Below are 17,553 nucleotides of genomic sequence, written 5' to 3'. Positions count from 1 at the left end.
AACACCGTGGAACCTCCCGTGCGCGAGCCGCAATCTCCCGCTGGCCTGGCCAGTATCAGCGACGTCGAAGCGCTGGCCGACCAGATCAGCGCCAGCGCCAACGCCTTGCACAAGCGCATCATGAAAGAAATCAAGGCGCAGCGCGGACCGTTCAGCGACCAGCAGCAAGCGGTCCTGCGCGCGCTCGGCGACGACGAGCAAGTGCTACGCCAGCACGCCGATGCCCTCTACGCCGACGCCGCCGCAGCGGTGGCGCCATCGTTGCGGGTGCCGCAGCAACACCTCATGGCGCTCACCAATGCGGCCATTGAAAAAATACGCCGGATCGACGAACTGGCCGAGCTGATCGGCCTCAGCGGTGGCCTGCTGGCACTCGCTGGCAGCGCGCTCAAGGGCAACGCGGCCGGCATCGTCGATGCGGTCGAAGTAATCCGCACGCACCTCGCCGGCGTCATCGCCCACCGGCCCACACCGCCGCCCAAGCCGTAGCACCGGCCCTGGCGCGCGCGCCGCGCCGGCCGCACGTGCATCCGTGGTCAGCGCCGCCCGATCGCGCTACACTGAACCTGTCGTTTCACCGTCAGCAGCGAGGACAATTTCCATGAATGGCTTGAAACAGGACCAGCTGGACCAGCTGCACGCGATGCTCGAGAGCAGTCGTGCCGCCATTGCCATCCAGGCCGAGCAGGCGGGCCCGGGCCACGAACTGGCCGTCGACGAAGTCGAAACATCGCCGGCCGACAAGGCGACCGTGCGCCTGCTCAACGACCTGGCGCTGGAGGCGGCCGGCCACACCGTGGCGCAAATGGCCATCATCCGCCACGCGCTGGCCAAGTTCGACGACGACAGCTATGGCTTGTGCGAAGAATGCGGCCAGCCGATCGGATTTTCCCGACTGCAGGCACGACCGGAAGCGCGCCTGTGCATCGCCTGCCAGACCAAGGCCGAACGACGCTGAGACGACCGCTTCCAGCGTCGGCACGGCAGCACGCCAGCCCACCAGCATGTCAACACATATGCTGCCCGCCATTGATGGCGATATTCGCGCCCGTAACAAAGCCGGCAATGTCCGACGCCAGATAGTCGATCAGCGCGGCCACCTCGGCCACCTCGCCGAGCCGGCCCACTGGAATGGCCGCCACATTGCCGCTGCGCGGCTGGGCCGGCGCTGCGTTATCGCTGCTGCGCAGGGCGCCCGGCGAGACGGTGTTGACGGTAATGCCGTGGCGCGCCACTTCCAGCGCCAGCGATTTGCTCAAGCCGTGCATGCCCGCCAGCGCAGCGGCATACGCAGACTGGCCGCCGGCGCCGCTCTGCGCGCTAACCGATGAGAGATTGATGATACGGCCCCACTGCCGCTCGAGCATGCCGTCGAGTACCTGTTTGCTCAGGTTGAAGATACTGTCGAGATTATCGCGCAGCACGCTGTGCCAGTCGTCGGGCGACATGCTGCGCAGGCTGTGCTCGCAGAAGCGCTCGACGTGATTGACCAGCACATCGACCCGCCCCAGTTCGGCCAGGACCTTTTGCACCATCCATTCAGTATCGGCGTAGTCACCGGTGTCGACCTGGTAGGCATGGAAACGGTAACCGTCGTCACGCTGCATGGCCAGCCAGGCCTGGGGATCGCGCTGTCCGGGCGCGAAGCTGACCGCCACGATGAAACCGGCGCTATCGAGCCGGCGACAGATCGCCGTGCCCAACTCACTCATGCCACACGTAACCAGCGCTACCCGGGTTGCTTCCATGCTGCCTCCTGACCATGTTGAGCGACAGCGCGGCGCGCTGCGAAAAATCAAGTCTAGAAGCAGCAGTCCACCAGCTTATTGATAAAGATCAATCTTGCTGGCTTGGCAAAAGCGGCGTTTCGTGCATGCCAGCGCTACTCACTGGCGACCAGCTGCGGTTCGCTGAGGGGATCGAAATCGACCCAGTCGCCACCGACGATGGTGCCGGCTGCCCGCTCGATGTGGTGGGCGCCAACCCGACGCAGGGCGTCGATGGCGCCGCCCTCGTCCGTTGCAGCGGCCGCAGTGCCGTCGGCCAGCGCCACCGCCACCGCCACCAGCATGCCGCTCTTGCGCACGCGGTCGGCATTGTCACCGTCGGTTTCAGCCTCGCCCTTGTTTTTCATCTTGGAAAAGCTGAACAGTGAACCGATGTGGGCGCCGACCAGGCCGCCGACAATTGCGCCGAACGGTCCGGTGAGCGGGGCGCTGGTCGCCCCCACGGCGGCGCCCACCACCCCGCCGGCTGCCGCGCCCTCGGCCACGCCTGCCGGCGTGTCGGACGCCCCCGGCGAGAGCTGGTGATCGCCGCCAATCGGCGTCCTGTCGTGCTGGCCGGGCTGATTGACAAAAAATGCGCTGATGCGCTCTTCGGCGAAGCCGGCGCCCAGCAGCTGCTGGCGGGCACGCTCGACTTCCTCCTGGAGTTGAAAATGGCCTGCAATGATGGTGGACATGGGATGCTCCCGCTGGATTGAAACACCATCATGCGCGCGCGGGCGCCGAACCACCGTACGCCAGCGTACGTAAGGCTGTCGCCTTGGAACAGCGCACATCAGCAAGGATCAACAACGATTGACGAAAGATCGCAAAAATCAGCGAAAATCAGCGGCGGTCAGCGCCAGTTGCCGTACACACTCGCCGGATCGCTGAAGTCGGCGTGACTGGCAGGAGCCGCAATGTCGTGCTCGACGGGCGGCTCCTGCCAGTCACGCGGATCGACCCGGTAATATTTGGCGAACTCTTCGAACAGCGCCGGATGCCGCTCGGCCATTTGCCACGGCTTTTCGTAAAACGTTTCGGTAGCGACGGCAAAAAATTCGGCGGGGCTGGTGGCACCGTAATGGTCGATTACGCTGTGATGGCGCAGCATGGCATCGGCGCGCAGCGCGGCAAAATCGCGCGACAACACCTGCGACCAGCTGCGGTAGCTGGCCTGGCTGCCCAGGTAGGGCGCGCCATTGGTGCTGCCGGACTCGCTGTCGAGCTGGTGGGCGAACTCGTGCAGGACCACGTTCTGGCCATCGTGCCAGTCAGCGGCGCCCCGCTGGACGTGATCCCAGGCCAGTACCACGCGGCCATCGCCCCATGATTCACCGAGCAGATCCTGGCGCGTGGAAGTGACGACCCCGGCAACATCGACCTCGTTGCGCGGCACCAGGAAAGCGCCCGGGTAGACCAAAATGGTGTGCAAAGCGGGAAATACCTTGGTGTAGCGATTGAGCAGCAACAGGCAGGCTTGGCCGGCGATGGTGACCCGCATCTCATCATCGACCACCAGACCGTCGCAGCCGACGAATTTTTTCTCGTATAAAAATTGCTGAACCAGCCGCTGCAACTGCCCCTGCAAGGGGACATCGAGCCTGGCGTAAATGGGGATCACCCGCGCCAGGATGGCAGCGCGCGCGGGCGCCAGTGGCGCGGCCAGCGCGCGCCGACGGCGCCAGCGCGGCCAGCCCAGCGCAGCGCCGATCGACAGCAGCGCCACGGTCATCCAGATTAATGTTTCCATCAAAGTTCCCTTGTTGTCGACATTGTGTCGCCCGACGGCGCGCACCACCTCCGCCAACGTGGGGCTGCTCGCCGCTATTTCAACACATATGCTTGATGGAAATAATTAAAAGGAAAATAATAAAACAAAGTCCATACGACACTGGCCCCGCATCGCTGCGGGGCCAGTGTGTGAGGGTTCAATCGGGGTTCAATCGGGCTGGCGCGAACGGCACCAGGCCATCGTGCTGCGGCAGGCGCCGCGCCCTCAGGCGCCCTGCTCCTTGTTGGCCGATGGTGCGGCGCCAAACAGGGCGGCCACCAGCGGATCGCGGGCGACCGGGCTGCGATTGACGCGGATCGCATAATGGGTGTCGTCGGCCAGAATGTGGAAATGGCGACCGCTGCCAGCCATGGCCTGCTCGCGCAGGCCAGGACGCTCCTTGCGGGGCGCGACACCTTCACGCTTGGGCTGCACGATGGCGGCCAGGAACGCCTTGACGCGGTCGGGATCGGGCGAGATCTGGTAAACCGCTTTGCCCAGGTAAGTGGCAGTGCCTTCGATGTAACGGGCCAGTTCGATCACCCCCGCTTCGCGCAGGTCGCGGATGTACTTGCGCGCGCCCGATGGCGAAAACTTGAGAAACCAGGCAATTTCGTCGGCCAGCATTTCGTGGGTCGACAGTTCGCCGATCAGCTTTTGCATGTTTTCGATACGCCGCTGAGTGGCAGAGGTGGAACGCACGCGTTCGATGGGCGCCATGGAAATGGGGGCGCGCTCGGCCGGCTGCGGCGCAATGCGTTCGATCAGGGTGGAATTACCGTTTCCGCAAGAGTGCATTGCGCCCATTTCGCTGTGCGATGCGTTGTGATTGGTCGGTGCATGCATGGTCGTGTACTCCAAATGAGATAGTCAGTGGATCAGGATGGCGTCGTCGCGTGTTTGACAGCGTTGCGGCCCGACGGTTCCCTTAGGCTTGTGTATAGATTGCCCGTCGCAGCTGGCATGGTCTGTGCGCCATCGAACATTTAACAAAGGTCGATCAATCAAACCATGGCCTGCACTTGCGCAGGGCACAGAGTCGGTCCATTGGTGCGTTGACGTACAGAGCAACTGTCAATACTTCACTACCATCGTGACGTTCGCTTGAGACTGCGTGCCGCACGTCTTTTTATCCCACCGATCACTTTACTGAAGGAATTAATATGAAAACCACCGTCCTCGTTGCCATGCTCGCCATTGCCGGTTTGACCGCTTGCGAAAAAACCACCGTGACGCCGCCGGCCACCACCATCGTGCAGCCGACCACCACGGTCGAAAAGCAAGTTGAGGTACCAGTTGCCGTGCCAGGTCCGGCCGGCCCGGCCGGTGCGCCAGGAGAAAAAGGCGAAGCCGGCAAGACGGGTGACACCGTGATCGTGGTGCCAGAAGCAAAACCAGAAAACAAATAAACGCCCGGCCGCCAGGCCAGCACCAAAAAGCGCCGTCGCGGAAGCCCTCCGCCCCGGCGCTTTTTATTTGTGGCGCCGGTACCAGCAGCAGCTGTTGGCAGAACACCACGCCAGCGCAGCCGATAGCGGCCAAACCGACGCACCTTTGCGACACATCGAATGGCGCGCAACAAGTGCGTCTGGCCTCTCCCTGCGCGGGAACTCCGGCGCCCGCACCTCGTCCAAATATCCTCAACCGATGCGGCGAACCAGCAGCAAGCAGCCAGCCATCCATCCATTCATCGCGATCCATCTCGAACGGGGAGTCATTTGTGAACCAACTAAAAACCATCGCGTTTGCGGCAACTGCCTTGGGTTGTACGGCGCCGCTACTGGCGCAGGACATCAATCCGTCGTGGTACATGCAGCCGAGCGTGATCAATGTGCGGCCCGACCGCGAATTCGGCCTCACCGACCGCGAGTACGGTGGTGCCTTCCGCCTCGGCAAAGCCCTCAGCCCTTATTGGGATCTGCAGGTGGGCGGCAGCTATGTGCGTCCCGAGGCGGGGGCCTACCACTATCGCCAGACCCTGCTCGGTGCCGATGTGCTGTGGATGCTGTCGCGCAAAAGCGTGCGGCCTTTCGTGCTGTTTGGTGTCGGTGCCCAGCACGACCGGGTGGAAAATCCCCTGCGGCGCGACAGCGCCACCTCGCCCTACATCAGCGCCGGTATCGGCCTGCAGTGGGCCTGGGATCCGCAATGGTCGCTACAGGCCGATATCCGCTCGGTACGCGGCTATATCAACGGTAGCGACCAGGATGGCCTGGGTCTGCGCCGCAGTAACAACCGGTATATTTCGCTGGGCCTCAATTACGCCTTCAGCAAACCGCTGCCACCGCCACCGCCAACGCCGCCAGCACCGCCGCCAGCGCCACCCGTGGTAGCGGAGCCACCGGCACCACCACCACCACCGCCGCCGCCGCGCTTTGAAAAAGTAACGCTGGCGGCCACCGAGCTGTTCGCGTTCGACAGCGCGCGCCTCAGTTCGCCGCAGCCGCGTCTGGACGACATTGCAGCGGCCCTCACGGCTGATCCCAGCATCACCGACGTGGACATCACCGGCCATGCAGACCGGCTCGGATCGGCCAAATACAACCTGAAACTGTCCGAGCAGCGCGCCAACGCCGTGCGCGACTATCTGGTCGCCAGGGGCGTGGCGGCGCAGCGCCTAAAAGCCTATGGCAAAGGCGAAACCGTGCCCGTGGTGACCTGCAATGAACGCAATCGTGCCGCCCTCATCAAGTGCCTCGAACCGAACCGGCGGGTCGAGGTGGAGCAGATTACGGTTGAAAGGCGTGTGCAGTGATTTGTTGGTTTTAAGGCATTATGCTAGCGATCAAACAATTGGCCGCTAGCGCCTTGGAGAAATCACGCATGCAAGTCACACATTGGCAATCAAACGCCGTCCAGCTGATCCGCATCATGCGCTGTGCAATCAGCGAATGGTTTGACGATCGCTGCGGCAGCAAAGGGGCGGCGCTGGCCTTCTACACCCTGTTTTCGATGGCGCCCATCATGGTGCTGGTGCTGGCGGTGGCTGGCTTTTTCTATGGCGCCGACGCTGCCCAGGGCCAGCTGTTCGGTCAGCTCAAAGGCTTGATGGGGGAAAAAGGCGCCGCCGCCCTGCAACTGGTGCTGGCAGGCGCACAAAACCACGGCAGCGGCTTGAAGGCCACCCTGATTGCCGGTGCCCTGCTGCTGCTGGGCGCGACCACGGTGTTCGCCGAATTGAAAGACAGCCTCGACGACATTTGGGATGTACCCAAACCGACCGGCTCGACCTGGTGGGACCTGGTTCGCACCCGGCTGCTGTCGTTTGGCATTATCCTGGTGCTGGCCTTCCTGCTGATGGTGTCGCTGGTGGTCAGCGCGGCGCTGACGGTGATGGAAAACTATGTGGGGGGGCTGTGGAAAGACGCCACCGTCCTGCTGGGCTGGATCGCCTGGCTGATCAGTTTCCTCGTCATTGCCGTGCTGTTCGGCGCTATCTACAAGCTGTTGCCCCGATTAAAACTCGACTGGCGCGACGTCGTGATCGGCGCGCTGGGAACGGCCGCCATGTTTGAACTGGGCAAATACGTGATCGGTCTTTACATTGGTAACAGCGGCGTCGCCGACAGCTTCGGTGCTGCCGGTTCCACCATTGCCATCCTGTTGTGGGTGTATTACTCGGCCCAGATCTTCTTTCTGGGCGCCGAGTTTGCCCGCCAGTACGCGCTTCAACTGGGCAGCCTGCGCCATACGCAGGTGGCGGCGGCGGCCCTCGATCCGATGCCGCAACAACAGTAGCGTTCGGCTTACTCGCCCAGCAACTCGGCCACCACTTCCATCCCCTCGACCCGCTCGGCGACCACCTTGAGCACCACCACCACCGGCACGCCCAGCAGCAATCCCCACACGCCCCATAACCAGCCCCAGAACAGCAGGCTGACGAAGACGGCGGCGGCATTCATGCGGGCGATGCGGCCGGTCATCCAGGTCGCCACCACGGTGCCCACCAGGGTGGCAATGGCCAGCGAAGCGCCGCCCACCAGCATGACCATTTGCAAGGATTCAAATTGCATGAAGGCCACCACCCCGGTCGAGGCGGTGATCAGGAGCGGGCCGAAATACGGCATGATATGCATCAGCCCGGCGAAGATGGCCCAGGCCCCTGCATTGTCCAGACCAATGGCCGAGAGCGCCGCCCACATCAGCAGGGCCAGCAGTACATTGGTCACCAGCAGCATGAACATATAGGCCTGGATCGAACTGTTGATGTCGTCGAGAATGTGGATGGTGACCTTCTTGCGCGTCAACGACGGACCGGTCAGTTTCACCAGCTTGCGCTTGAAGGTGTCGCCCGCCAGCAGCAGAAAGAACACCAGGAACACCACCATGGTGGCCTGGCTGATGAAGGTGGCGACCCCGACCGATCCGACCAGCACCCAGTCGATGATCTTGATATTCGGCGCGGCCGTCCCGGGAGCGACGGCCAGCGCGGACCGCGGTGCCCCCCCTGCCCCTTTTGTCGACCCTTGCGCCGGATCGGCGACGGCGGCTGTTGCGCGCTCGAGTTCACGGGCAGCGGCCTGCATTTGTGCGAACGTACCCGGCTGACCTGATTTTCCCGCGCTGAGCACCCTGGTCAGCTTGTGCGTAATGGTCGGCAACTCGTCGACAATGTTGATGATCTCATCTTGCAGCCGGTAAGCGACCCCACCCAGCACGCCCAGGATGGCGACGGTGACCAGGGTGGCGGCAACCGGGCGCGGCAGGCGGCGCCGCTCCAGCCAGGCCACCAGGGGGCTCAAGGTATAGGCCGTGAAAATACCCAGCAGCAAAGGCACGAGGAATTTCTCTGCCCATTGCAGGGCCCAGATAAAGACGACGACAGCGATGATGCCAATGGCGGTGCCGCGCGCATTGACATGGAGGGGAAATTTGAAGGAGTGACCGGGCACAGCCACTTCGCTATCCGGCACTGGCAGGGTTGCCGGGATCGATGCCGTCGCTGAGGTAGCGCCAGCAGGGGGCGCTTGAGGCGGCTGTGCCGCAGGGGAATCGGGCTTCATGGGAGACTTCGCGGTTGGCAGCGTCAAACGCATACCGGCCGCGACAAGCGCGACCGGCAGACGGCATTCTCATACGGCAACCAGCCCCGTGCAGGGCCGGCCTCCCGTACTTACTTTACGCGAACGTCGTTCTTGACGGTCATGACACCCTTGACGCCGCGCGCCAGTTCGCCAGCCTTGACGGCATCTTGTGGCTGCGCCACGAAGCCCGACAGTTGAACGGCGCCCTTGAAGGTCTCGACATTGATTTCGGTCGATTTCAGCGTTGGTTCATTGAAAATCGATGCTTTCACTTTGGCAGTGATGACGGCGTCATCGACGTACTCGCCGGTACCTTCCTTGGTCGAGGTCGAAGCGCAACCTGCCACGGTGGCAACGAGGGAAGCGGCAAACAGCATGGTGGCAAAACGGCGTGCGATGGTCATGGTAAATCTCCTTGGTGGATGGTAAAAAAATGAAAACAACTTCCCGGCTTATTTGCCGTACTGTGCCTTAGCGGCCGACATGCAACTGTCCTTGGTCGCGCCGGCGAATCCGTCACATTTTTCGCGTGCCACCTTGTACTCGGCGTCACGCTTGTCTTCGCGGGCATCGGCCCGCGCTTCCATGGCTTTTTTGTCGGCCTTGGCATCGGCTTCGGTGGCCACCAGGGTGGCCTTGGCCTGACTGACGCAGACATCTTTCTCGTTACCGGCAAAGGCGCCGCAGCGCGCCTTGTCGAGGTCGAACTTGGCTTCGGCGATCTTCATGCGTGACCGGGTATACGCCTTGAGGGTGTTCTTGTAATAGGCCCCCGCCTCTTCCTCGGCGCGTACCCGCTGTGCTTTTGCTTCGGCGACGCAGACGTCCTTGGGATTGCCGGCAATGGCGTCGCAGCGGGCCCGCGCCACTTTGTAATTGGCGGCGGCGTTGTCCTGCGCCTGCTTGTAGACGAGCTTGGCTTCATCGACGGCGGCGCTGGCGCCAGCGCAGCAAAACGCCAGCGTCAGGGCAGCAATGGTGGTCAGGCGATAGTGCATGCGGTGGGCTCCAGAATTATTTAAACGACATTAACGTTGTACGGCAGTTGGACGCCGCCTTCTGTACGCTGGCGAACACAGAGCCACTTGTGCGCACAAAGTGTTGTATTCCCATCGGCGGCGGCACCCGGTTACCTAAGAAAGCACATGGCGCGCGAATATCAAAACAGCATCAAACGGTGCGGCAGCGCACAGACCATGTTTTTGGCAGGAACTATTCTGCACTCACACATTCCCCAGGAGATCCACCATGAAAACCACACACGCACTTGCCGCCATCCTCGTTGCCAGCACCGCCTTGCTGACCGGCTGCGCGTCGACCTCGACCTCGACGCCTTACAACAACGCCGGCTATAACAACAATGGCTACAACAACAATGTGTCGTCGGGCTACGGCACCATCGACTCGATCCAGGTCGTGCGCGGCCAGGGCGGCACCAATGGCACCGGCGCTGTGGTCGGCGGCCTGGTTGGCGCCCTGGTCGGTAACCAGGTAGGCAGTGGCAGCGGACGGACGCTCGCCACCGTCGCCGGCGCTGTCGGCGGCGCCGCTGTCGGCAACAATGTCGAGGCCAACCGCAACGCCAACGGCCAGGACATGTACCAGCTGAACATCCGTATGGACAACGGCGAAATCCGTTCGGTCACCCAGGACAGCGTCTATGACTTGCGCGTGGGCAACCGTGTGCGCCTGGTGGATGGCCGCGTCTACCGTTATTAACCGCTGTTGATCGCCAATGACGGCGCGCGCCGGCCTGCCGGCGCCGCCGCCGCCGCCGCCGTTCCGGCAGGTTCCCGCACCATCCCCCACCATCTTAGGAGCTCCCCATGGGAACCATACTGTTAGTCGTACTGATCCTCGTTTTGATCGGCGTTTTGCCTACCTGGAACCACAGCCGCAACTGGGGTATGGCCCCTGTGAGCCTGACTGGCCTGCTGGTGGTGGTGCTGATCTTGCTGCTTGTCACAGGACGCCTGTAACACCGTGCCGGCGTCAGCCGGTTTTTTTTCGGCCGCATTTTAAACGCATTTTCAACACCCATTCAACGCCTCTATCCCCCCATCGACCACCACAGGAGCTGCCATGATCCCGCCCCGCCTCTTCGCCTCACGCGCGCTCGCCGTGCTCACCATTGTGTTTGTGAGCAGCGTCCACGCACAAACCATCTCCACCGACGCCAACGTGCCAGCGGCTACCGCCCAAAAGCAGGCGCGTGAAATTGCCCAGGGTGATCCGGCGCGCTGGTTCCGCGAAGATCCCGGTGCCGCTGCCAGTCTGCGCCGCTTGCAAAAAGAAATCGGCGCCGCCCTGCAGGAAGCGGAGGGCGCCTGCCGCAAGGTCGCCGCGGCAGAGCGCCCCGGTTGCCTGAAGGACGCGCGCGCGATCTACCAGCAGGATATGGCGGGCGCACAGGCGCGCGTCATGGCCGAACGCAATTAAAGGGGGCAGCGGCGCACTGGCGCCGTTGTAGTCCAGAATAAAAAACGGCGCGCAGCTCTTGGCTGTCGCGCCGTTTTCGTTTGACGGTGGGTGTGCCGTTTTAATAGGCGCCGTCGCGTCGGTGCTTGCGCTGGAAATACACCCCAACACCGGCGAGTACGGCGACCGCACCGAGCGCGATCTTGCTCTTGGTACCGAACTGGTGCTTGCGCAGCAAGCGCAGCAGCGGCAGTGCGTACGGCAGCACGGCGCCAATGCTCAAGCCGGTGGGCGTGAGCAAGCTGTCGATGCGCGAGCGGATGGCAAATGCGGCATGATCGACCGCCGTGTGCAACAGCGCCTGCGGCTGCGTCTCATACAAGACCTGGGCCTTGGCGCGCACCAGGCCGATGCGGTAGATTTCACCGCGCTGGACCAGCAGCGCCTTGCGTTCGGCCACGCTGAGCGAGTCGGCGGCGGCGCTGCCCTTGCCACTTACTTCGATGATCTGGCTTTCCATGCTTTCTCCTGGAGGCGACGCTGTTACAACAGCATGTCGCGATCGTTCTTGAGTTCGTTCATCGTCGCGGGGAAGGCCAGCTTGCCTTGCTTGAGCAGGGACAGGCCCTTCAGTACCAGCGCGGCGGTGAGCACGGCGAACACCAGGAACATGATTAACAGAATTTTCCAGCCCATCGCTTCCCAGGCAGCAGCGACGATGGTCGCGGTGCCGAAGGCGATCGTGAACCACGCTGCCAGCACAGCACAGGCGAACAGGGTGAGCAGCTCGATCAGATGGTTGCGCACCTCGGCGAGCTCCACAGCAGCGAGCTCGACACGCGACATCAGCAGGCCAAACAGGTTTTTCAGCAACCCGCTCAGCCCGCCCATGAGGCCGGGGCCATGAACAATCGCTTCAACTTTTTCCATGGCAACTCCCGGCGTTCGTTATTTGCGGCCCAGGATGACACCGACCAGCAGTCCGACGCCAGCGGCGGCGGCAATGGTGCGCCATGGGTTGTCCTTGACATAGACATCAGCGGTGGCGGCCAGTTCCTTGCCTTTGACGGTGGCTTTTTCCTGCACCTGGCTGGCTTTGCTCATGGCAACATCGAGCATGGCCATACCGCGCCCGCGCAGCTCTTCGGCTTTCTCGCCGGTCAGTGCGGCAGCGGCGGTCAGCAGTGCCTGGGCATCCTTGACCAGCGTTTTGACATCGGTCGAGGTGCTGTTGATGGCATCGTTGACGCTACCGTTCGTGCGGATATTTTCTAACATAATGGTTCTCCTAATTAAGGTTGGATGAGTCACAGCGACCCTGGCCGCTGATATCGATACTGCAAAAACCGGTTACCCGCGTGCTGCCCTTGCTGCAAGCGATTACTTGCTAAGCAAATCAGCCATATCGTCGGCGTGCTCTTCTTCCACTGCCATGATCGAAATGAGCAGCGCGCGCGTGGTCGGGTCGGTATGGCCAATCGCATCGATCATCTGGCGATACGATTCGATTGCCACGCGCTCGGCGATCAGGTTGGCGCGCACCATCGCATTGACGTCCAGTGAGTCATCATACTGGGCATGACTACGTTCGGTCAAAGTGGCCGGATTAAAGTCTGGCTCGCCGTTCAGTTGCACGATGCGCTCGGCGAGCGAATCGGCATGCCCCTGTTCTTCCAGTGCGTGCTGCAGAAATTCCGCCTTGACACCGGCATTGGCGCGGCCAGTGACGGTGTAATAGTGTCGCTTATAACGCAACACGCACAGCAGCTCGGTAGCCAGCGCATCGTTGAGCATCTTGATGACGGCAACGCGGTCGGCCGCATAACCGTCGGTGACGGCGCCGTCATCGAGATTGGCGGCGGCCTTGCGGATGGCGGCGACATCGAAGCCGTGTTGCATGCTGCGCTGGGCGTCTTGCTTTGGCTGTTTTTCTTGCTGGTCCATGATGATTCCTTGTGAATTGGTCGGGTAATTGATTGCCTGGTCCAGGCCACGGCGTGTCGCCGTCGCATCAGACCAGGCACTGGCACATTAGCGGCGCGGCGGGATCGTCTGCCCCTCATTGGAGAGGACGATTTCGACGCGACGATTGAGCTGGCGGCTGGCGGCGCTATCGTTGCCAGCGACCGGGAAGGCCTGGCCGTAGCCGCGCATGGCGACACGGTTGGCCGCCACGCCCATGCCGGTCAGGGCGGCGGCGACCGCATTGGCACGGCGCTCCGACAATTCCTGGTTATGGGCGGCGCTGCCGGTGCTGTCCGTAAAGCCTTCGATCAGCACGGTGCGATTCGGGTTTTGCGCCAGCACGTCAGCCAGCTTTTGCGCACTGGCAATACCGGCGGGCTTCAGGCGCGCCTGGTCGGTATCGAACAGCACGTCGCCAATGGTGATGACCATGCCACGTTCCGATTTTTTCGCCTGCAGGTCAGCCATCTGCGCTTCAAGCTGGGCCGCGCGGGCCTGCGCTTCGCGGGTTTGCGCCTCGGCATTCATGGCCTTGCGCTGGGCATCTTCGGCGCTCAGCTGGGCGGCGTTAGCATCCATGCGGGCACGGTCGGCGTCCGACTTGGCACGATCGGCTTCGGCGGTACGCGCCTGCAGCTGCAGCTGGTCACGCTGGCGGCCGGCGTTGGCTATATCGGCTTCGGCGGCCTTCTGGCTGGCCACCTGGCGTGCGGTGGCAATTTTTTGCTTGGCGATATAGGCCAGGCGGTCGATGGTTTCCAGGCTCTCGCGCTTGACGGCGGCGGCATTGGCGACGTCGAGGGCGTCGCTGGCCTGCTTGAATTCGAGCGGCGCGAACGACGACACCTGCGGGTTGTTATTCGCAGCGATGAAGTCGCCGCGCGCCTGGTCGAGCGTCGAGGTGGTCGTTGGAGTGCTGCCGCAGGCGGCGAGCAACACGGCGCTGGCGAGCACTGCGGTGGTCAGTGAGGTACGTAATTTCATGGTCAATTCCTGTTCTTGTTTGAATGGGTATGGCTGGCGCAGCGGCGCGCAATCACGCAGACATTAGCGATTGCGGTCGACCTCTTCGCGCAATACGCGCAGATCGGCGTCGAGCGCATTGGCGGCGGCATTCGCCTTGGCCGAACTGGCCTTGCTCTGGGCCAGCTTGGCGTCCGCCTGGGCTTCGGTGGCCAGCTGGCGTGCCAGCACGTAATCCTTGGCCGCCAGCGCCTCATTGGCGCGCATCATTTTGCTGCGCGCCATATTGATTTCTGCCGGGGCCAGATCGGCGGCGCCCGCGCTCACCGCATTGTCGACCGCATTCCGGGACACTGCCACGTCCGCCGTGGCGGGCGCCTTCTGCGAACTGGCGCAGGCGGCCAGCGACAGCACGGCAGCGACGGCCAGGATGTTAAGCAAGCGGGGGGTGACTGTTTCCATCTTCATGAGGCTTCTCCAATGATTAACAAATGATTGATAACGTTATATGCTGATTCTTTGGCAAGTTCAGTTCGCTGACGCACATATCGGCGACGCCACCATCACGGCCCTGGCCTGCCATACTGCGCTGGCGCCCATCGTGCGCCAGCGCACATCAGGTGCTGGCTGATTGGTTTACCCTGAATCGTAAACCTGCCAATTATGCAAGCTCAACAAAGGATCGCAATGCCCGACACCACCCCGCCCTCCAGTGCGCCCCTTGCCAGCGGCCGCCACACCCTCTCCCGCAGCAGCAAAATCGCGCTGTGGGCGGTCGGGCTGCTCATTGCCATCCCCGCTGGCGCCGTGATCATCATGCTCAACTATGACTGGAACCAGGCGCGGCCCTGGCTCAATGCCAGGGCCAGCGAGGCCATGGGACGGCCATTCGCCATTCGCGGCGCGCTCGCGCTCGACTGGCAAAAGAGCAGCGGCGCCAGCAACAGCTGGCGCGATCTTATCCCGTGGCCGCACCTGGTGGCCGGCGACGTCCACGTGAGCAATCCCGCCGGCATGCCCGCGCGCGACACCGCCAGCGTTGGTCAGCTGTCGTTTTCAATCAACCCGTTTGCCCTGCTGCGCCACACCATTGCCGTACCCATGTTGCAGTTCCAGGCGCCCGCAGTCGACCTGATCCGAAATGCCGACGGCAGCAATAACTGGACGTTTCACCATGATCAAAACAAATCCAACTGGACGCTCGAACTGGAGCAGGTGATGTTTGCCAAGGGCGTCATCAAGTACGAAGATGCGATTGAAAAAATCAAGGTGCAGGCCGACGTCGACACCCTGACGGGCGACCCCACCTACGGCATCGGCTGGCAGCTGGGCGGCACCTACAATGGCGCTGCCGTCAGCGGCAGTGGCAAGACTGGCGCGGTGCTCTCGCTGCGCCAGCAAAGCACGCCCTTCCCCATCGTCGCCGCGCTGCGCTCGGGCGCTACCCGCATCGACGCACAGGGCAGCGTGGCCAGACCGGGCAGCGCCATCGCCATCGACCTGCGCCTTAAAATGGCGGGACGCAGCATGGCGCGCCTGTACGAATTTACCGGCGTACTGCTGCCGGAAACCCCGGCCTACGAGACCTCGGGACGCCTGATCGGCACCATCGACAAGAACAGCAGTCGCTGGACCTATGCACAATTCCAGGGCAAGGTGGGGGAAAGCGATATCGCCGGCCGCCTCGATTTCCAAAGCGGCACGCCACGCGGCATCCTCAGCGGGGAAGTCCATTCGCGCCTGTTGCGCTTTGCCGATCTGGGACCGCTGGTGGGCGCCGACTCCAACGCCAGCAAGGTCGCGCGCGGCGTCGATGTGGTGCAACCGTCGGGCAAGGTATTGCCCATCGAAACCTTCCGCACCGAGCGCTGGAAGAAAGTCGATACCGACGTCAAATTTACTGCGGATCAAATTACACGCGACAAGCAGCTGCCCATCAGTCATCTGAACACCCATGTCGTCCTGCAGGCCGGGGTCCTGACGCTCAATCCGCTCAACTTCGACATCGCCGGTGGCACCATGATGTCGAACATCAAAATGGACGGCAGCGGCGCCGATGGCGTCAATGGCATCAAGGCCACCGCCAAGGTCACTGCGCGCCATCTGCAAATCAAGCAGCTGTTTCCCACCATCGAGCAGATGCAGGCCACGGTCGGCCAGATCGATGGCGACGCCCAGCTGTCAGCGGTGGGCAATTCGGTGGCGACCCTGCTGGCCAAATCGAATGGCGAACTGAAAACGCTGATCAACCAGGGCTCGGTCAGCAAGCTGCTGCTGGAAGAGATGGGGCTGAATGTCGGCAACGTGTTACTCACCAAATTGATCGGTGACAAACCGGTCCAGCTCAATTGCATGGCCGCCGATTTTGGCGTGGTCAACGGCTTGATGCAGACGCGGGTGTTTTTGGTCGATACGGACGAGGCGACCATCCACGCCAACGGCACCATCAATTTGGCCAACGAGCAGCTTGCTTTAACGCTGGAGCCGCAGACCAAGAGCGTACGAATTTTCTCGCTGCGTGCGCCGCTGCATGTCGACGGCCCGTTCAGCCAGCCGCGCGTGAGCGTCGACAAGGGCGTGGTGGCAATGAAGGCGGGCGGCGCCGCCGCACTGGCCGTGTTCGCCGCCCCAGCCGCTGCCCTGCTGCCACTGATCAACACCGGGCCGGGCCAAACCAGTCCCTGCGGCCAGCTGCTGGCCAATGCGCGCGTCAAGCCGGTGGCGCCGCCACCGGGCACGGTCATGAAAACCACCGCGCCCACCCAGGCCGCGCCGGTCGCCACCAGCGCGGCACCTGCCGTCGCACCGCCGTCCGGCCGTACCGGTGAGCGTGCCGTGCCGAACAGCCGCTAGTTGCCTCGTCCCCTGGATGCGCCGAAGTTTGTAACGAAATGTGTTTCAGGCAATTCAATGTGCGTTGCCGAACAGACCACGAAGGCGGTGCCGACTATGCTGGGTCTTGTCGGCGGCGCTTGCAGTGCACCAGCACCTTGCGCCAGCTGGCCAGGGAAAAACAATAATCGCACCACCACTCAGGACACCACCATGAAAAATTTCAAATTCGCCACACCACTGATCGCCGCCTTGATGCTCACCTCCATCGTCGGCTGCGCCTCCACTGCCAGCGACAAGCACGAGAGCGCCGGCCAGTACATCGATGACGCCGCCGTCACCACCGCTGTCAAGGCTGCCATCGTCAAGGAACCGAGCCTGAAGGTTGCGGAAATTAACGTTGAAACCTACAAGGGCGTCGTGCAGCTCAGCGGTTTCGTCAGCTCGGCAGAGAACATCGCGACTGCAACGTCGGTCGCGCGTACCGTGAATGGCGTGAAATCGGTCAAAAACGACCTGCGCCTGAAGTAATACCACCATCACCCACTGGAGATACTCATGCAAACCATCAAGCAAATCGTTGTTAGCGCTTCCCTTATCGTCGTCGCCCTGGGCGTGACCGGCTGCGCCGGCATGTCCAACCAGGACAAGAACACTGCCGTTGGCGCAGGCGTTGGCGCCGTTGCCGGCAGCGTGCTGACCGGCGGCAGCCCAATCGGCGCCGTCGGCGGCGCTGCGGTTGGCGGCGTGATCGGCAACCAGGTCAAAACGACCAAGTAATTGCTGCTCGCTTCACACAGAACGCCCCGCT

24 protein-coding genes are annotated in these 17,553 nt (G+C 62.6%); 11 read left to right on the top strand and 13 right to left on the bottom strand.

Annotated features, from left to right (window positions below):
• Window positions 1-6: 6 nt before the first annotated feature.
• The gene (locus tag ACP7BZ_RS07225) at window positions 7-489 is read left to right on the top strand and encodes a hypothetical protein (RefSeq protein WP_426111506.1); all 483 of its coding nucleotides are present in this window, start codon (window positions 7-9) and stop codon (window positions 487-489) included.
• Window positions 490-601: 112 nt separating this feature from the next.
• Window positions 602-958 (top strand): TraR/DksA family transcriptional regulator, encoded by a 357-nt coding sequence (locus tag ACP7BZ_RS07220; protein ID WP_426111505.1) that lies wholly within the window; start codon window positions 602-604, stop codon window positions 956-958.
• 49 nt (window positions 959-1,007) lie between these two features.
• Here the strand turns inward: ACP7BZ_RS07220 and ACP7BZ_RS07215 are convergent, their stop codons facing one another.
• The 4 genes from ACP7BZ_RS07215 to ACP7BZ_RS07200 all read right to left on the bottom strand — a co-directional run bounded on the left by ACP7BZ_RS07215 (window position 1,008) and on the right by ACP7BZ_RS07200 (window position 4,338).
• Entirely contained in the window at window positions 1,008-1,748 is a 741-nt protein-coding gene (locus ACP7BZ_RS07215; RefSeq protein ID WP_426111504.1) for a 3-oxoacyl-ACP reductase family protein, read from the bottom strand.
• Between the two features lie 134 nt (window positions 1,749-1,882).
• Entirely contained in the window at window positions 1,883-2,464 is a 582-nt protein-coding gene (locus tag ACP7BZ_RS07210; RefSeq protein WP_426111502.1) for a hypothetical protein, read from the bottom strand.
• 158 nt (window positions 2,465-2,622) lie between these two features.
• Entirely contained in the window at window positions 2,623-3,519 is an 897-nt protein-coding gene (locus ACP7BZ_RS07205) for a zinc-dependent peptidase (protein ID WP_426111500.1), read from the bottom strand.
• 246 nt (window positions 3,520-3,765) lie between these two features.
• Window positions 3,766-4,338 carry an ArsR family transcriptional regulator gene (locus ACP7BZ_RS07200; protein WP_426111498.1) on the bottom strand — a complete coding sequence of 191 codons (573 nt, stop codon included), beginning with the start codon at window positions 4,336-4,338 and terminating at the stop codon, window positions 3,766-3,768.
• A 365-nt stretch (window positions 4,339-4,703) separates the two neighbouring features.
• Here ACP7BZ_RS07200 and ACP7BZ_RS07195 point away from each other — a divergent pair, with 365 nt between their 5' ends.
• From ACP7BZ_RS07195 to ACP7BZ_RS07185, 3 genes are all read left to right on the top strand, one after another.
• On the top strand, window positions 4,704-4,949 hold the full coding sequence (locus ACP7BZ_RS07195) for a hypothetical protein (protein WP_426111496.1): 246 nt from the start codon (window positions 4,704-4,706) through the stop codon (window positions 4,947-4,949).
• Window positions 4,950-5,260: 311 nt separating this feature from the next.
• A complete protein-coding gene (locus tag ACP7BZ_RS07190; protein WP_426111494.1) occupies window positions 5,261-6,295 on the top strand; it encodes an OmpA family protein in 1,035 nt (344 codons plus the stop codon).
• 68 nt (window positions 6,296-6,363) lie between these two features.
• A complete protein-coding gene (locus ACP7BZ_RS07185) occupies window positions 6,364-7,278 on the top strand; it encodes a YihY/virulence factor BrkB family protein (RefSeq protein WP_426111492.1) in 915 nt (304 codons plus the stop codon).
• An 8-nt stretch (window positions 7,279-7,286) separates the two neighbouring features.
• Here the strand turns inward: ACP7BZ_RS07185 and ACP7BZ_RS07180 are convergent, their stop codons facing one another.
• From ACP7BZ_RS07180 to ACP7BZ_RS07170, 3 genes are all read right to left on the bottom strand, one after another.
• Window positions 7,287-8,543, bottom strand: a complete 1,257-nt coding sequence (locus ACP7BZ_RS07180) for an AI-2E family transporter (protein WP_426111490.1) — start codon at window positions 8,541-8,543, stop codon at window positions 7,287-7,289.
• Window positions 8,544-8,653: 110 nt separating this feature from the next.
• On the bottom strand, window positions 8,654-8,968 hold the full coding sequence (locus ACP7BZ_RS07175; RefSeq protein ID WP_426111488.1) for a BON domain-containing protein: 315 nt from the start codon (window positions 8,966-8,968) through the stop codon (window positions 8,654-8,656).
• A gap of 48 nt (window positions 8,969-9,016) precedes the next feature.
• Window positions 9,017-9,562 (bottom strand): hypothetical protein, encoded by a 546-nt coding sequence (locus ACP7BZ_RS07170; RefSeq protein WP_426111486.1) that lies wholly within the window; start codon window positions 9,560-9,562, stop codon window positions 9,017-9,019.
• A gap of 250 nt (window positions 9,563-9,812) precedes the next feature.
• On the opposite strand from ACP7BZ_RS07170, the gene ACP7BZ_RS07165 reads away from it, so the two are divergent.
• From ACP7BZ_RS07165 to ACP7BZ_RS07155, 3 genes are all read left to right on the top strand, one after another.
• Window positions 9,813-10,283 (top strand): glycine zipper 2TM domain-containing protein, encoded by a 471-nt coding sequence (locus ACP7BZ_RS07165; protein WP_426111484.1) that lies wholly within the window; start codon window positions 9,813-9,815, stop codon window positions 10,281-10,283.
• 107 nt (window positions 10,284-10,390) lie between these two features.
• Window positions 10,391-10,543, top strand: coding sequence for a DUF3309 family protein (locus tag ACP7BZ_RS07160; protein WP_426111482.1), 153 nt, complete (start codon window positions 10,391-10,393; stop codon window positions 10,541-10,543).
• Window positions 10,544-10,646: 103 nt separating this feature from the next.
• Complete coding sequence (locus ACP7BZ_RS07155) at window positions 10,647-11,003, top strand: hypothetical protein (protein ID WP_426111480.1); 357 nt, start codon at window positions 10,647-10,649, stop codon at window positions 11,001-11,003.
• Between the two features lie 100 nt (window positions 11,004-11,103).
• Here ACP7BZ_RS07155 and ACP7BZ_RS07150 read toward each other — a convergent pair whose 3' ends face one another.
• From ACP7BZ_RS07150 to ACP7BZ_RS07125, 6 genes are all read right to left on the bottom strand, one after another.
• Window positions 11,104-11,502, bottom strand: coding sequence for a hypothetical protein (locus ACP7BZ_RS07150; protein WP_426111478.1), 399 nt, complete (start codon window positions 11,500-11,502; stop codon window positions 11,104-11,106).
• Window positions 11,503-11,525: 23 nt separating this feature from the next.
• Window positions 11,526-11,912, bottom strand: coding sequence for a phage holin family protein (locus ACP7BZ_RS07145; protein WP_426111476.1), 387 nt, complete (start codon window positions 11,910-11,912; stop codon window positions 11,526-11,528).
• Between the two features lie 18 nt (window positions 11,913-11,930).
• Window positions 11,931-12,260: a DUF883 family protein gene (locus ACP7BZ_RS07140; RefSeq protein ID WP_426111474.1), complete on the bottom strand. Its 330-nt coding sequence runs from the start codon at window positions 12,258-12,260 to the stop codon at window positions 11,931-11,933.
• A gap of 102 nt (window positions 12,261-12,362) precedes the next feature.
• Window positions 12,363-12,926, bottom strand: coding sequence for a ferritin-like domain-containing protein (locus ACP7BZ_RS07135; RefSeq protein ID WP_426111472.1), 564 nt, complete (start codon window positions 12,924-12,926; stop codon window positions 12,363-12,365).
• Window positions 12,927-13,013: 87 nt separating this feature from the next.
• Window positions 13,014-13,931, bottom strand: a complete 918-nt coding sequence (locus tag ACP7BZ_RS07130) for an OmpA family protein (RefSeq protein ID WP_426111470.1) — start codon at window positions 13,929-13,931, stop codon at window positions 13,014-13,016.
• A 63-nt stretch (window positions 13,932-13,994) separates the two neighbouring features.
• Window positions 13,995-14,372 carry a DUF4398 domain-containing protein gene (locus ACP7BZ_RS07125; protein WP_426111686.1) on the bottom strand — a complete coding sequence of 126 codons (378 nt, stop codon included), beginning with the start codon at window positions 14,370-14,372 and terminating at the stop codon, window positions 13,995-13,997.
• A gap of 225 nt (window positions 14,373-14,597) precedes the next feature.
• Here ACP7BZ_RS07125 and ACP7BZ_RS07120 point away from each other — a divergent pair, with 225 nt between their 5' ends.
• From ACP7BZ_RS07120 to ACP7BZ_RS07110, 3 genes are all read left to right on the top strand, one after another.
• Window positions 14,598-16,763 carry an AsmA family protein gene (locus ACP7BZ_RS07120; RefSeq protein ID WP_426111468.1) on the top strand — a complete coding sequence of 722 codons (2,166 nt, stop codon included), beginning with the start codon at window positions 14,598-14,600 and terminating at the stop codon, window positions 16,761-16,763.
• Window positions 16,764-16,955: 192 nt separating this feature from the next.
• Window positions 16,956-17,273, top strand: a complete 318-nt coding sequence (locus ACP7BZ_RS07115) for a BON domain-containing protein (protein WP_426111466.1) — start codon at window positions 16,956-16,958, stop codon at window positions 17,271-17,273.
• Between the two features lie 27 nt (window positions 17,274-17,300).
• Complete coding sequence (locus ACP7BZ_RS07110) at window positions 17,301-17,522, top strand: glycine zipper 2TM domain-containing protein (protein WP_426111464.1); 222 nt, start codon at window positions 17,301-17,303, stop codon at window positions 17,520-17,522.
• Window positions 17,523-17,553: the final 31 nt, after the last annotated feature.

Origin of the sequence: Massilia sp. PWRC2, from assembly GCF_049896725.1 — a bacterium.
GTDB lineage: Bacteria > Pseudomonadota > Gammaproteobacteria > Burkholderiales > Burkholderiaceae_D > JAFCUW01.
This window is presented reverse-complemented; position numbering and strand designations above follow the sequence as displayed.

Excerpts from the sequence above, each read along its gene's own strand:
- ACP7BZ_RS07145 (WP_426111476.1), bottom strand. The coding sequence starts at position 11,912 with ATGGAAAAAGTTGAAGCGATTGTTCATGGCCCCGGCCTCATGGGCGGG.
- ACP7BZ_RS07115 (WP_426111466.1), top strand. The coding sequence starts at position 16,956 with ATGAAAAATTTCAAATTCGCCACACCACTGATCGCCGCCTTGATGCTC.
- ACP7BZ_RS07205 (WP_426111500.1), bottom strand. The coding sequence starts at position 3,519 with ATGGAAACATTAATCTGGATGACCGTGGCGCTGCTGTCGATCGGCGCT.
- ACP7BZ_RS07130 (WP_426111470.1), bottom strand. The coding sequence starts at position 13,931 with ATGAAATTACGTACCTCACTGACCACCGCAGTGCTCGCCAGCGCCGTG.
- ACP7BZ_RS07195 (WP_426111496.1), top strand. The coding sequence starts at position 4,704 with ATGAAAACCACCGTCCTCGTTGCCATGCTCGCCATTGCCGGTTTGACC.
- ACP7BZ_RS07110 (WP_426111464.1), top strand. The coding sequence starts at position 17,301 with ATGCAAACCATCAAGCAAATCGTTGTTAGCGCTTCCCTTATCGTCGTC.
- ACP7BZ_RS07140 (WP_426111474.1), bottom strand. The coding sequence starts at position 12,260 with ATGTTAGAAAATATCCGCACGAACGGTAGCGTCAACGATGCCATCAAC.
- ACP7BZ_RS07180 (WP_426111490.1), bottom strand. The coding sequence starts at position 8,543 with ATGAAGCCCGATTCCCCTGCGGCACAGCCGCCTCAAGCGCCCCCTGCT.
- ACP7BZ_RS07155 (WP_426111480.1), top strand. The coding sequence starts at position 10,647 with ATGATCCCGCCCCGCCTCTTCGCCTCACGCGCGCTCGCCGTGCTCACC.
- ACP7BZ_RS07120 (WP_426111468.1), top strand. The coding sequence starts at position 14,598 with ATGCCCGACACCACCCCGCCCTCCAGTGCGCCCCTTGCCAGCGGCCGC.
- ACP7BZ_RS07160 (WP_426111482.1), top strand. The coding sequence starts at position 10,391 with ATGGGAACCATACTGTTAGTCGTACTGATCCTCGTTTTGATCGGCGTT.
- ACP7BZ_RS07200 (WP_426111498.1), bottom strand. The coding sequence starts at position 4,338 with ATGCACTCTTGCGGAAACGGTAATTCCACCCTGATCGAACGCATTGCG.
- ACP7BZ_RS07135 (WP_426111472.1), bottom strand. The coding sequence starts at position 12,926 with ATGGACCAGCAAGAAAAACAGCCAAAGCAAGACGCCCAGCGCAGCATG.
- ACP7BZ_RS07210 (WP_426111502.1), bottom strand. The coding sequence starts at position 2,464 with ATGTCCACCATCATTGCAGGCCATTTTCAACTCCAGGAGGAAGTCGAG.
- ACP7BZ_RS07125 (WP_426111686.1), bottom strand. The coding sequence starts at position 14,372 with ATGGAAACAGTCACCCCCCGCTTGCTTAACATCCTGGCCGTCGCTGCC.
- ACP7BZ_RS07185 (WP_426111492.1), top strand. The coding sequence starts at position 6,364 with ATGCAAGTCACACATTGGCAATCAAACGCCGTCCAGCTGATCCGCATC.
- ACP7BZ_RS07220 (WP_426111505.1), top strand. The coding sequence starts at position 602 with ATGAATGGCTTGAAACAGGACCAGCTGGACCAGCTGCACGCGATGCTC.
- ACP7BZ_RS07170 (WP_426111486.1), bottom strand. The coding sequence starts at position 9,562 with ATGCACTATCGCCTGACCACCATTGCTGCCCTGACGCTGGCGTTTTGC.
- ACP7BZ_RS07175 (WP_426111488.1), bottom strand. The coding sequence starts at position 8,968 with ATGACCATCGCACGCCGTTTTGCCACCATGCTGTTTGCCGCTTCCCTC.
- ACP7BZ_RS07215 (WP_426111504.1), bottom strand. The coding sequence starts at position 1,748 with ATGGAAGCAACCCGGGTAGCGCTGGTTACGTGTGGCATGAGTGAGTTG.
- ACP7BZ_RS07150 (WP_426111478.1), bottom strand. The coding sequence starts at position 11,502 with ATGGAAAGCCAGATCATCGAAGTAAGTGGCAAGGGCAGCGCCGCCGCC.
- ACP7BZ_RS07165 (WP_426111484.1), top strand. The coding sequence starts at position 9,813 with ATGAAAACCACACACGCACTTGCCGCCATCCTCGTTGCCAGCACCGCC.